At 59.5% G+C, this 12,814-nt stretch carries 11 protein-coding genes; 4 read left to right on the top strand and 7 right to left on the bottom strand.

All coding sequences use genetic code 11. The features are described 5' to 3' along the window. The first annotated feature begins 344 nt into the window (after positions 1-344). Positions 345-1,340, top strand: a complete 996-nt coding sequence (locus tag M3I54_RS41960; RefSeq protein WP_254346115.1) for a LysR substrate-binding domain-containing protein — start codon at positions 345-347, stop codon at positions 1,338-1,340. Positions 1,341-1,356: 16 nt separating this feature from the next. On the opposite strand, the gene M3I54_RS41955 is transcribed toward M3I54_RS41960, so the two are convergent. The 3 genes from M3I54_RS41955 to M3I54_RS41945 form a co-directional block, all read right to left on the bottom strand. Beyond that, positions 1,357-2,106, bottom strand: coding sequence for a 5-deoxy-glucuronate isomerase (locus M3I54_RS41955; RefSeq protein WP_254346113.1), 750 nt, complete (start codon positions 2,104-2,106; stop codon positions 1,357-1,359). Positions 2,107-2,169: 63 nt separating this feature from the next. Beyond that, positions 2,170-3,636 (bottom strand): MmgE/PrpD family protein, encoded by a 1,467-nt coding sequence (locus M3I54_RS41950; RefSeq protein ID WP_254346111.1) that lies wholly within the window; start codon positions 3,634-3,636, stop codon positions 2,170-2,172. A gap of 336 nt (positions 3,637-3,972) precedes the next feature. Further along, positions 3,973-5,517 carry an AMP-binding protein gene (locus M3I54_RS41945; protein WP_254346116.1) on the bottom strand — a complete coding sequence of 515 codons (1,545 nt, stop codon included), beginning with the start codon at positions 5,515-5,517 and terminating at the stop codon, positions 3,973-3,975. 430 nt (positions 5,518-5,947) lie between these two features. Here M3I54_RS41945 and M3I54_RS41940 point away from each other — a divergent pair, with 430 nt between their 5' ends. Continuing rightward, positions 5,948-6,526: a GNAT family N-acetyltransferase gene (locus M3I54_RS41940; RefSeq protein WP_254346109.1), complete on the top strand. Its 579-nt coding sequence runs from the start codon at positions 5,948-5,950 to the stop codon at positions 6,524-6,526. Between the two features lie 442 nt (positions 6,527-6,968). On the opposite strand, the gene M3I54_RS41935 is transcribed toward M3I54_RS41940, so the two are convergent. From M3I54_RS41935 to M3I54_RS41925, 3 genes are all read right to left on the bottom strand, one after another. After that, positions 6,969-7,601: a hypothetical protein gene (locus M3I54_RS41935; RefSeq protein WP_254346107.1), complete on the bottom strand. Its 633-nt coding sequence runs from the start codon at positions 7,599-7,601 to the stop codon at positions 6,969-6,971. Positions 7,602-7,673: 72 nt separating this feature from the next. After that, positions 7,674-7,952 (bottom strand): hypothetical protein, encoded by a 279-nt coding sequence (locus M3I54_RS41930; protein WP_254346105.1) that lies wholly within the window; start codon positions 7,950-7,952, stop codon positions 7,674-7,676. Positions 7,953-8,483: 531 nt separating this feature from the next. Then, positions 8,484-10,202 carry a glycosyltransferase family 39 protein gene (locus tag M3I54_RS41925; protein WP_254346103.1) on the bottom strand — a complete coding sequence of 573 codons (1,719 nt, stop codon included), beginning with the start codon at positions 10,200-10,202 and terminating at the stop codon, positions 8,484-8,486. Between the two features lie 783 nt (positions 10,203-10,985). On the opposite strand from M3I54_RS41925, the gene M3I54_RS41920 reads away from it, so the two are divergent. Further along, entirely contained in the window at positions 10,986-11,495 is a 510-nt protein-coding gene (locus tag M3I54_RS41920; protein WP_254346101.1) for a lipocalin-like domain-containing protein, read from the top strand. Positions 11,496-11,662: 167 nt separating this feature from the next. Continuing rightward, positions 11,663-12,010: a hypothetical protein gene (locus M3I54_RS41915; protein WP_254346099.1), complete on the top strand. Its 348-nt coding sequence runs from the start codon at positions 11,663-11,665 to the stop codon at positions 12,008-12,010. 158 nt (positions 12,011-12,168) lie between these two features. Here the strand turns inward: M3I54_RS41915 and M3I54_RS41910 are convergent, their stop codons facing one another. Then, positions 12,169-12,537, bottom strand: a complete 369-nt coding sequence (locus M3I54_RS41910; RefSeq protein ID WP_254346096.1) for a carboxypeptidase-like regulatory domain-containing protein — start codon at positions 12,535-12,537, stop codon at positions 12,169-12,171. Positions 12,538-12,814 lie beyond the last annotated feature (277 nt).

Here is a 12,814-nt window from a genome sequence, read left to right as displayed (position 1 = left end):
TCACCGAGTTGCCGCAGCGTGCGCCGGACGCAGATGTAACCGATCTTCTGCCGTTCAATTACGCCCGGCAACAAAAGGAAAAGGAAGAGACCGGCTGACGAACTGAATGCGCGTCGGCGTGCTGGCCCACGCGCAGGCTCATCACCTCGACGCGAATATCGCCGGTTGACCCCGACCATCGCGGTACGGCTGCGCTTGCCCGTCTGTCGCAAACGATTCTTTATTCGGTGTGCTGAAATCACCGCTTACGGCCGTTCAACTGCATAGTAGAATCGATCGATATGCTTTTATAATGAAAAATAACGCAAAACCTATATCGATACGGAATACATGGAGGCGACATCGTGACCTCGGCAATCCATCCGGACAACGGCGCGGGGGCCATCGCGACGGGCCGCTTCGACCCCACGCGCCTGAAGACGCGCCAATTGGCCCTGATCGTTCAGCTCGACATCCATCGCTCGGTATTGCGCGCGGCGGACGCCGCGCACATGACCCAACCCGGGGCGACCAAGTTGCTGCGGGAACTGGAAGAGACGATGGGTGTGCCATTGTTCGAACGGCATCCGCGCGGGGTCGAGCCCACCTGGTACGGCGAGGTGCTGATCCGCCATGCACGCAGCGTGCTGGCGGAGTTGCAACACGCGTACGACGAAGTGTCCGCGCTCAAAGCCGGCCTGACCGGGCAGGCGATGATCGGCACCGAGGTCACGGCGGCCACCAACGTCGTGCCGCAAGCGGTGGCGCTGCTCAAGAAGCGCTTTCCGCAGATTCGCGTCAACATCGAGATGGATTTCAGCGAGGTGCTGGTGCAGCGTCTGCAGGAAGGCAAGCTTGATATGATCGTCGCGCGAATCCGCAATCCGGACGATCTGGCGGAACTGCACCACGCCCCGCTCGCAGAAGCACAGCACGCGCTGTTCGCACGCGTTGGCCATCCGCTCGTCAAGCGCAAGACGCTGAGCTGGAACGAACTGGCACCGCAAACGTGGATCTTGCCGCCGAAAGGCAACGTGATGCGCAATCAGATCACGCAACTTTTTCTGGAACGGCAGCTCGCGTTGCCGACGGATGTGGTCGAGAGCTCGTCGCTGCCTGTCATCACGAGTCTGCTGCAGATGAGCGATATGATCGCGCCGCTTGCACGCGAGCCGGTGCGGCCGTATTGCATTGCCGGTGCGCTCGAGCCGCTACCGTTCGAACTCGATCTGAAGCTCGGACCGGCGGGCATCGTCACACGGCGCGGCGACAGGCTCTCGCCGGGCGCGCGGGCGATGCTGCAAGCGCTGCGCGAAGCCGCCGGATTCGACACCCAAGGCCCCGACGCCGACAGCGATTGACTTACAGCAACGGGACTCAGCGCGCGCCGTCCGTCGCGACGCTTGCGCCGGGTTGTAGTAGCCATTCATGAGCCGGCTCGTTGTGTACGTGCCAGGTGCGGCGCGGACCAGCCATCACATTCAGGTAGTAGAGGTCGTAGCCGTGCGCGGCGGCAACCGGGTGATAGCCGCGCGGCACCAGCACGACATGCTTGTCGTACGCCGCGAGCGTTTCGTCGAGACTGCGGTCGTCGGTATAGACGCGCTGAATCGCGAAGCCCTGCGGCGGCGAGACGCGGTGGTAATAGGTTTCCTCGAGATAGGTCTGCTGCTCGCCATCGTCGGTATCGTGCCGATGCGGCGGGTAGCTCGACCAGTTGCCCGCGGGCGTCACCGATTCCACCACCAGCAAGCTCTCGCGCGTGTGCGCGCGCAGATCGCAACCGAAAATCGACTCGATTTCGAGAAGTGTTCGTACCGCTGTTCGTACCGCATCAACCGCATCCGCGTGCAGGGTCGAGCGGACCGCCTCGATCAGTGTGTCGGCGAGCGGATCCGCGATGATGTAGGTGCGCCCTGTCTCGTCCTGACCGCCGAGGTACGCAATCCAGCCGGCCAGCGCAAAGGCAAGACATTCGGTCGGCGCGCCGCTTTTCAAGTTGGCGCGCACGCTTTCCAGCCAGCGCTGTGGCAGTTTCTGCGAGCCGTCGGTCGCGATCTGTTGCAAGCGGTGATCTAGCGCGGTGTTGCGAAAACGCGTGAACAGTTCAGCGCGATAGCTGGCCAAAGCGGTTCGCGACAGCGTCGGCTCCCCCAGTTGCGGTCATTGGTGTCCGGCGGGAATACCGTGTCAGGCCTTCTGAAGAAATGGACGCAGCCCCCGCAGATCGTTGGATTTTTCAAGCGTCATTAGCCTTTCGATCAAGCCAGCGCTATTTGCTCTGCCCAACACGGGTCCCATCAGGTCAGTCGCCTTGCGCACCACTTCGCCTCGGGCCATCGGGTTTTCGGCCGTGCCGCGCACCTGTGCAACATGGTCTGTTAGCACCGTTCCATCGTTCAAGGTAATTTCGACGATCGCGTGTCTGGCCGGCTCCAGGGTCTCCAGTTCATCGCTCGGAATCAGCTGGACCTTAGCGCGGATCCGCAATACGTCGGGATCGCTCATGCGGGCCTTGTCGTGCGCCGCCTGGAACGTGACGGTCTTATCGAGCAGCATGACTGCTACCATGTGCTGCAAGCAGATATCAGGTATTTCGCGGTTGTCAACGATCCGCGCCTCTGTGTGCGCAACGCGCACAACGATCGATCTGACGTTCGCCGGGTCGATCTCATGCTTCGTGAAGATATTGTCCATCGCATCCAGTGGCGCCTGAATGGGCGAGCCGACCGCCCACTTCTTTATATTGGTCCTGACAATCTCATAGCGAGTACCAAGGTCTTTGGTCAGTTCGTCCCGGTTGGCGTTGGGCGCATAGGCAAGGAAGTAATTGTCTGCGCCCGAAAAGATGTCATCGATTCCAGTAAAACCGGAATGGACGAGAAGCGCCGACATCATCCCGTTCTTCGCTGGCATCCCCGCGAAGACAAACGCTTTTTCCATGTGTTGGGTGTCGCGCGTCCAGGCCCCTATGCCGGCGGATTGCTGAGCCGTGTAATCAAGCAGCCATCGCATCTGCTGCGCCCCCAGTCCGGCGACGCAGCCCGCGGCGGCGGCCGAGCCGAAAACCTCGGCGATGGCATGTGTGCTCTTGTGGCTATTGTTGCGGAAGTCGAGAGCACCGAAACTGATCGTTACGCGCGGACCGATGTCGTAGCCCAGCGTGACGGCACGCAGGAAGCGGCTGCCGTCGACACCGAATTTCTCGGACATAGCAAATGCCGCTGGTACGATGGCGCAGCCAGGATGGGATTGCGAAAATTCATTGGAATCGTCCGTTTCATCCGACTGGGCGAGCATCGCGTTCACGAATGCCGCCTCGACCGGGCTCGCGGTAAGCGTCGAAGCAACGATGGTCGCCTCTCCGCCTGTTGCACCGGCGCGCGCGTAGTTCAACGCGCCAATTCCCGGAGGCAAGAGCGAACCGGAAACCATCGCCGCGAAAGTGTCGAGAATGTGTTGCTTGGCCTTTTCGATCACTTCGGCGGGAAGCGGACGGTTTGCGGCGTCAGCCAGATAAGCGCTAAGCTCGAGCATCATGGAGGAAGGTGCACTGGCGGCCCGGACACCTTTCGGAATGGCGGCGACAGCCAGGGCAATACAGGCCTGTATTAGAAGCTTCCGTCTTCCGACCATACAAATGTCACGCGTCGCCATTTGTACACTCCGCAACAAATCGACGGCATCAACTGTGCCCATCCTATGGTTCTACGCGCCGTGCGTATCCCCGTCTACTTCACTGGCCCATAGAGACTAACCTATTGATGTGCGCCCGGAAAGGGCAGCGGAGCTGCGCTTCGGGTCGCTATGTCAACCTATACATAGCGACCCTGAACGGACTTACATCGAATTGCACCGAATGGCCGTTTGTTGACCATTTATGGTCGTCTTTCATCGCTGGCGAAAAGCTTCAAACGTCCAGGACATTGGGAAAGGCTCTTAAGGCATAGGCAAATGCGCCACCCACGACTGACGGTATTCACCGGTTCGGTCTTACACGAGCTTGGTCGGATGCCCTTTCCAGTATCGGTCGCGCAAGATGCGCTTGAGTAGTTTTCCAGTGGGCAGGCGCGGCAACTCCAGCACGAAATCGACCGACCGTGGGCATTTGATCGCAGCCAGGTTAGCGCGGCAGAAGGCAATCAGTTCCTCGGCGAGTGCGGGCCCCGCCTCGTCCGCGTTCATTGGCTGCACCACCGCCTTGACCTCTTCCCCAAAGTCCTCGTTGGGAACCCCGATCACCGCCACATCGAGCACTTTGGGATGCGTCACCAACAGGTTCTCCACCTCCAGCGGATAGATGTTCACGCCGCCCGAAATGACCACGTTCGCCAGGCGGTCGGTGAGAAACAAATAGCCGTCTTCGTCGACATGGCCGATATCGCCCAGCGTAGTCCATGTCTTGTGGATCGGATGACATGCCTGTGCGGTCTTGACCGGGTCGTTGTGATAGCGAAACGGACGACCGTCCGCGAAATAAATGATGCCAGGCTTGCCAGGCGGTAAAAGCTCGCCGGAGGGATCGCAGATCCGCAGTTGACCGACGAGAGCACGACCTACTGTGCCTTTGTGCTCGAGCCAGTCCGTGGAATTGACCGAGACGAATCCATTGGCTTCAGTTCCCGAATAGTATTCCCAGAGGATGGGGCCCCACCACTCGATCATCCGTTGCTTCACCTGCACCGGGCACGGTGCAGCAGCATGAATGGCAATCCGCAATGATGAGACATCGTAGCGTTCGCGCACGGATGCAGGGAGCTTCAGCATTCTCGAAAACATGGTCGGGACCAGCTGCGTGTGAGTGATCCGGTATGATTCGACCAACTGCAGGAAGCGCTCGGCGTCGAAGTGCTCCATGACCACCGCCGTACCGCCCACGGCCTGTGTGGACAGGCTGAAGCGTAGCGGCGCTGCGTGATACAACGGCGCCGGCGACAGGTAGCGCATGCTGGCGTCGTATTGGTAGAGAGCGCGACACAATTCGGTCACGAGAGTGGGCGCTTCGATATTCGAATCGCGCGGTTGCGCAAATACACCCTTGGGCCGCCCCGTCGTGCCAGACGAGTACAGCATGTCGCAACCAGTGGTCTCTTCTTCGATTCGCGTGGTGGATTGTGACGAGAGGTCCCGCTCGTATGACGCATATCCTTCGACGCTACCGTCGATCATCAACCTCGCCCGAACACCTGGTGTCTGGTGCAGGAGCGCACGCGCGACGTCGCGCTGCGCATATGACGTGACAAGAAGCCGCGCGCCACTGTCCTCGACGATGTAGGCGGCATCTGCCGTGCTCAGGCGCGTGCTGATGCACACATAGATCATGCCGCTGCGTTGCGCGCCCCAGCAAAGCTCGAAAAAGCGCGGATGATTCTCAAGATGGATCGCGACCCGGTCTCCCGGTACCAGTCCCTTATCCCGAAGCAGTCGCGCCACCTGGTTGGAACGCTCGTCAAGCTCACGGTACGTGACAGTTACTCCGCTGGCCATGATCACTGCGGGCTTGTCAGGCATGTGCCTTGCATGAATATGTGGGTGCATGGATTGCCCCTTTGCAACGGTCCGGCGTGAATCGCCTTTCAAGTGATCTCGAATGCTGCCCCGCGCGTCGTTGGAGTCTTCGGGAATCGGTGAATCCATTATAGATTTCGTGATCGCGGGACGGCGTCCGTTTTCCGTTGGAGATTGCCTTGTATCGCGCAGCGCTAATCACCACTCGACGACGTAGCAGGCCTATACTTTCCCCGGCGCCAGGAAGCGGGCGGGAAATATACTGCATGGCCTTAGTCGTCGGCATGCACCATTGAGGGGCGCGAGGTGAAGCGTGCGTTGCCGACGCTCCGGAGGGTAATCAATTTCGCAAGGTATATGCTACGTCGACGTCACCGACTACTCCTAATGCGGAGTCTTGAGCGCAATGGGGAAGTTGCAAATCAGCACGTCACCCTACAGTCACGAAATGGGAGGCTTCATGTACGAACTCGTTCGAGCCAACGACGCGCATCTACATGACCTTGCGGAACTGGTCACCACCACAGGTGCTTATAGAATTGCGGCGGCTCAAAACAAGCTGGGTGTAAGTTACCAGGACTGGATGATCCGCCTTGTCCTACCGCCATTGGTCAAATATTCGTGGGTTCTCCTCGATAACACTCGCCACGATCGCGTGGTCGGCATCCTGATTTGTGGCCGATTGGCTGATATCAGCGGCCGGCGTGATTTGAGTTGCCATCTGTCCAGCACGATTGTCGACGAACTCGTTACACCGATCCGCGACTGGATCCATTCCTTCGCAGTCCGTCCCGACATGGAAGGAAAGGGGCTCGGCAAGAGGTTGTTCATCGAAGCCGAGTCGCTTGCGAGGCAGAGCAACTGCACGGAAAACCTGTCGCTTGCCGTCTGGTCGAATGACGTAAAGGCGATCAGGTTGTACCTCTCCATGGGCATGATTGTTTCCGATCTTGTCAAAACGAAGATCGCCGACTTCCCATCCTTGTTATTGATGGAAAAGACCTCCAGATTCCGGTCTTACAAAGATTTGTGCGCGTGATCGCGTTCAACTCCTCCTGTCGCGATACGTTTCGTTCGAACGACCACCGCATGGCTCAGGCGAGCGGCAGAAAGTGGCCGCCTGCTGCCGATGCGACCGCCCGAATTCGACCCGATCCGGCCGCTGGATCCCGCGCCATCTCAGCGGCCGCTTTCAAGGTCCAACGGTCATCGGTTTCTTCGTGACGGCCGGCAATTGCTCGGCCTTTGCAGCCGTTGGCCCATCAACAATTGAAGGGGATGTAGGGTAGGGGTAAGGATTCGTGCGGAAATGCGTATCAGTGGACCGCCGATCCCAGTTGAAGCTAACTTTGATTGGGACAACATCCCGCCAGACGGGGCTTGGCGCTGCGGATGATATTTGCAGGCTGCTTCAATTGGGACAGACAGCAGAGTCGTACCACTCCCGCTAAAGGCCTTGAACGACAAGGCCCGCCAGCTGACTATAATTTCGATGCGGCCTTGTTTGCACTCTTCGACTCTTCTGCTTTCACGCGGGCACCAAGGATAGCGTCCAATGGCACGGAGACCATCGACAGGCGACTTTTCTCTGCCGGCTCATCTAGGGTGATCGGGCTGCGGGCCTCGTTGATTTCGTCCAGTTCGACCGTAACGCCGATGCTGTGCCAGACTAATGTTTCGCCATACTGTGGATCGGATTTCTTCTCGTCTGGCGGTCCGAACTTTGCAATGGCTATTCGTCGCAAGTCGTCATAAAACTGGGTATGTGCGTCGATTGTCACGTTCTCCACCTTCGAATCCAAGGTGCCGACAGTTACCCACGTGCTCCCGACGCCAAGATCGGGGCAGTGATCGAGTAGCGTCTGCTTATACCCGTATCCGTAGTCATCAGCACTCCTTATGCATTCTTCTTCCGACCGGGCATCGGCACAGTCGTTTGTGATCTGCAACGGCGCATTAAGCTTTATTCCCAATAGGCTATCTACCTCACCGCTTAATCGCGTCCGAATTTGCATCGGGTTGGACTGACCCAAGACGTTGCCCATGGAATGTCCGAGCGACGAAAGCAACACCGCAGAGGCTGCGAGCGTTTTCCACCAGTTAGTCGGCGACATTTCGCGGTCCTTTCAGAATGGAAAGAAACTTTGCTCCTTGACTAGCACCCCCGAACTTTGTTCAGCATTTCCCTACCTCGTTAATAAGGTCTTCAAGAGCCAACCCATTCCAGCTGGAACCGCGATAAACACGCCAATGACCATCAACAAGCGCGAAAATCCGCTTCTACGTTGAACTTTTTTCATCTCGTCATAGGATTTAAATTCTTCTACGCCCGACGCATTACGTCGATAAAAAGCATCCCTCTCCGCATTCCGCTGTCTGAACCCACCGAAAGTAATTAAAGCAAGACCCAAAAAAAACCATTCTCTAACCCCCATTAAACCTAAGATCGCCCCGACCGAATCCATGACCGCCTCCAATTTGATGAATACGATTCCCCGACAATGCGGCGTTCACTTCACGACATGTTCATTTCGAGTCTCCAGAAGAGCGGTACGGGTAACGTTCGATGACGGCGCAATCGGTCCGGCGGGAGTGCGGTGACTTGACGTCGGGGCGTGGCAGACGGGTGTTTTCTTAGCGCAGCCGCTCTATTGTGACGTTCCCAATATATGTGGTCGTGCGGGGCAGTTATGTGGCCTGGCGCACGGGAACGTGTCGTCGGTAGCGCATCTGTAGGGAATGGCGGATAGCAAGGCCGGACCGGACGCCTGGATGTCCCGAGAGCAATACCAGCAAACGACGCCTTATGGCCGGAATACGTCCCACGACCGAGCGAGATGATTGCCTCGGACGTGGCTCTCATGCTTTGAGGGTGGTCCGACGAAGGTTGAACTGAAGATCGACGACGTGAACGCCCCGAGGTCGCCACGATTCGCTTTCGTCTTCGCCGCAAGGAGGCGCGCGCGGACGCTGCGTAGGTTCGGTCCAACGGCGTGTCAATTCTGGCCGACCATCAAAAGGAAGCGCTCATTATGGTCGCCGGCGCGTCCGCCTTGCCAGATTTTTCGCCATCCAGCCGGGGGCGTTACGCGGGCGTTGGCCTTGTCGAGCAGCAGCAGCACGCAGCAGCGCGAGCCGTGCGCAAAGTCGGCGAGCTGTATCGCACGCACGTCGATGAAGTAGTCGAGCATTGCGCGCTCGGAGTCACCGACACCGAGCGACCCTGCGCAGGCTCTGGGTGCTCCGCTGAGCGCTGCGCGCGGCAATGCGTCGCGCAGCTCGGCAAACGGCGTACGGTAGCTGCGCGCCTCGTCGACCCACGGCAGCAGCAGCGTCGAGAGCGTGCCCCACACGAACGTCAGGCCAGCGAACCCGAGAATGAGCGCGCCAAGCTCGCGACGAAGCACGATCGCGGCGATCCACAGCGCCAGCAGCAGCAGTGCGCCGAGCACCAGTCCTGGCGAGAACGCCAGTTGATAGTCCAGTGGCAGCCATTTGCCGATCGGGCCGGCGGCGACGTGACCGTTACCGGTCAATTGCAGGCCCCAACGCGTCCAGAGGAACAGGCCCAGCGCGCTCATCAGAACGATGGCTAGCGTCGCCCACGTCTTCTCGAGCCAGTTCGGCAGGCGAACGCCTGCACCCAGCACGCCCAGTGCCGGGAAAATCGACAAGATATAGATATCGCGCATCACAGACGACGTGGCGAGAGTCGCGACGAGAAGCACAACGTAACCCCAGAGCACCGCAAGTTCCGGACGCGAGACGGCGTAGCGGCGCCAGCTCTCGATACGCGAGGCGGCGACCAGCGCCCCGATGGCGAGCCAGCCCGCCGGGAACGTCAGCGCGATCAGATTGGCGAAATCGCTCAGGTACGACTTGCGCTCACCGCCCAGATGCACGAAGCCGAAGAAGCGGCCGAAGTTGTTGTCCCAGAACCATTCGATAAACAACGAATGCGACGCGTGCCATAACAGTGCCGGCCAGATCACCACCCAAGGCAGCACGGCCAGCACCGCCCACGCGAGCGCTGCCGCATAGTGTCGGGTACGGTACGCGGGCAGCAGCAGCGCCGCCAGGCACGTCAGTGCGAGCACGCCAGGCACGAGCAAACCTTTGCTGAGAAAGGCGATGCCGGCGCCGGTGCCGAGCAGCAGCCCCCACAGGCGGGAAGAGGCGTCGGCGCGCGCTAACCGGGGGAGCGCCGCCAGCGCGAGTGCGGCGCCGGCCAGTTGAGGCACGTCTGCCGTGAGTTTGTGCACGTTCTCGATGGCGCCGAAGCTGCCAAGCATCAGCATGGGCGCGAGCCAGTCGAACGATGCCTTGCCGTGCAGCCGCTGCGCGAGCCGACCCACGCAGGCCGAGGCCACGAGCAACCACGCGAGCACAGCGATCTGCGCGCCCTGGAATACCGGCAGCACGCCAGAGGCGAGGCGCGCACACAAAGCACCGCTCCAGTACATCAAGGGCGGCTTCTCGACGAACGGATCGGCCGCCACGCGGGGCACGATCAGGTCATGCCCGCGAAAGAAGTTAAGCACCATGCCGACCGAATACGGCTCGTCGGCTTTCCAGGGATCGCGGTCGAACATGCCGGCGACCAGAAAGGCCAACAGCAGCGCGGCGCAAAGCCACTGCGCCACGCGCGTGCGAGACAACGTCGAGGGAATGACGGTGGACAGCTGGGCAGACCTGCCGAGTGGTAGATACCCCACGGCACGCATCTCGAGACGAGCCGCCGCAGAAAAAAAGCAGGAAAGGATCGGTAAGGAGCGCAGCACCAGCTCGCGGCCCGTTTTGTGACTGCCACAGGATTATCGGCGCCCCCGCGCTAAGTTTTACGCCCTCCTTTGGGGGGCGATAAGGATAGTCTCCGAGAGACGAGCTAATGCGCTATGCCAAAGATGTGCGTAGTAACGGAAATTACACGGATTTCAGGCTATAGGAGATGTGTGACATGAGCCCCCCAGTCAAATCTGAAAGAAAAGTTATGAAGAGCATTCTCTCAGACGTAAGGCCCCAGTCTGTGCGCCTACGAACCAACCCTCGCACACGTCACCACGGAGTCCCTTCTTTCTCGATGAGGCGGAGTAGGGCCTTGTTCAGCGCCAGAGAGGAGCTCAGGAAACCCACCGCCTAAATGACCTGCCAGTGACTCATTGTCTGCTCGGAAGCCGACGTTCGAATGGCTGCGATCCGGGTCCGGTCAACGACAGCAACTGCCCGTTCGTCGCCTCCGACGCGACGACTTCTGTCTCCGTTCCTTTCACGTCATGCGATTCCTGCTTCTGGGGGCCGGTCGTGCATATGCCGAACGGTATATTGCGTGGAGTTCCGCCGCGCCTAGACTCAAATTGCTGCCACAACGTGATCCTGAGCTCTCCCTGTTCTCGTTTTCACGTGTCCGGATTCCGCCGGCGTTGTTGCTCAACTCGACGAATCAATGGCCCCATCGTTTGTGATTCCGCTGAGCGTTAATGTCCGTGATGGAGATTCTCATGCAACGTCATCTAACTACTTTGCTCGCTGCCGCTGCGCTTTGGGCTTTGACACTGCTCTCGTTTCAGAGCGCCTTCGCGCAAACGGCGGCGAGCCTGATTGGCACCTGGAAGCTAATCTCACTGACCGTCTTGAAAAGCGGTAGCCCGGTGGAGATCTTGGGCATTCATCCCGAAGGTCAGCTCGTTTTTGGCGATGATGGGCGCTATACGCTGGTCGCGGTCCGCTCCAACTTGCCGAAGCTTGCATCGGGCGATCGTCTTTCAGCGACGGCGGACGAAACCAAACAGATTGTGCAGGGAAGCGTCGCACATTTCGGAACATACGTAGTCGACCCGACTACGCACACGATCGAATTTCACATTCGGAAGGGAACGTTCCCGAACTGGGATGGCGAAATACAGGCGAGACCATTCGTCATTGAAGGGGACCGACTCACGTATATCACGCCGGGCAGCTTTGGATACGGCGCATCGACCGCCGTCTGGCTGCGGGATAAAAACAGGTAAGCCTGCCTTTTAAGTTCCCCGTGCAAGAATCCAGAAACACTACCGGCACACAGGAAGGCGCAGAGATCAATGGACCAACGCGGCACGAATTTGCCTGCGGCCCATACGCGGTTGCGATAGCCCGAAAGGCCGCTTCGACCCGTTGCTGCCGCCATGGAGGGCGCATCTTGAGGCTTCTTGACGATGAAGCCCGGACCGAACTGTTGTGCTTCCTTGTGGTCGGCCAGCTCTTTGCATTCGCTCGTGAAGGCGTGTGGTTGCGGACGGATCACCTGATCGAATCTGCGCAGATCTGGCTGAGTTTTGACAGCGCGGTACGTGACTGGCTGGAACGCGCTAGGCTTGTGAAGGCATCACGTGTAATCGCCCGGCAGGAAAGTGCGCCCCCCTTCCCGAAGGACGATGCAGATCTGCACCAGCTCTTCAATCTACGGACCGGCTGGTTTCTCGACTATCGCTCGCCCATTGTCCAGCGGATTCATGCACTCTGCGTCAGCCATCTGAAGGCATTGTAAGGGTTGCTGAGGGGCGGCCTGGATGAAACTGGGGCGCCGGAACGTCGGACTTCCGCAGACGACCCGTTCCTGCCGTTGCACGCCACACCAGACGAGCGGCTGCTTTCCAGGTTCAGTGGTCATCCGCGCTTTCGCGGCAGGCGGCACGCCCGGAGAACTCAGCTGGACGAAGCCGCGCGCGACGTCGACCATGTCAGTGTGAATCGGACGCTGCCGCGCGTGGGAACATAGAGCGCGCGAATACGCTCCACGCCGTCGAACGTGGCAACGACGCGGTAGTGGCCAGGGGGCAAACGCGCGAACAGGTAGGGGCCGGCCGATGTGCCAGCGAAGACGACCTTCCCGTTGGACCCGAATATCTGCACGGCGACACCCGACAGGTACTCGCCTGATGCGGTGGTGAATGTTGCCCGCATGCTATAGCCAGGCGCGAGCCTGCGAAGTGCTGTGGCCTCATCCTCGCCCACGCCGCCCGTGACATAGGCGATACCGCGGTCGTGTCCGACCGGTATGTCGCTGGCTGGCATCTCCTGAACAGGCGTCTTGCTGGGCGGCGCCTTAGCAGGTTGCGGAAATACATCCCCGGCGGAAGCGGTGCGCCTCGATGTACGCGCCCGCCAGTCGCAAACTTTCGCATTGTGCAATCTCAACGCGAATTCAACGTTCTTTCGGCGGCTTGAGGCCGACTTCTGACCTCCTTGCCACGCTTTCCGCCACTTATAAGCGGATTTGTGCCAGTGATCGCATGCGCACGAGGTTGTATGCCGCCATGTTCAACACGAACATCTGGTCCACCTTCTTCAA

Origin of the sequence: Paraburkholderia sp. CNPSo 3274, from assembly GCF_024206475.1 — a bacterium.
Lineage (GTDB): Bacteria > Pseudomonadota > Gammaproteobacteria > Burkholderiales > Burkholderiaceae > Paraburkholderia.
The sequence above is the reverse complement of the archived record's forward strand: the minus strand, read 5'-3'. Positions and strand labels throughout refer to the sequence as shown.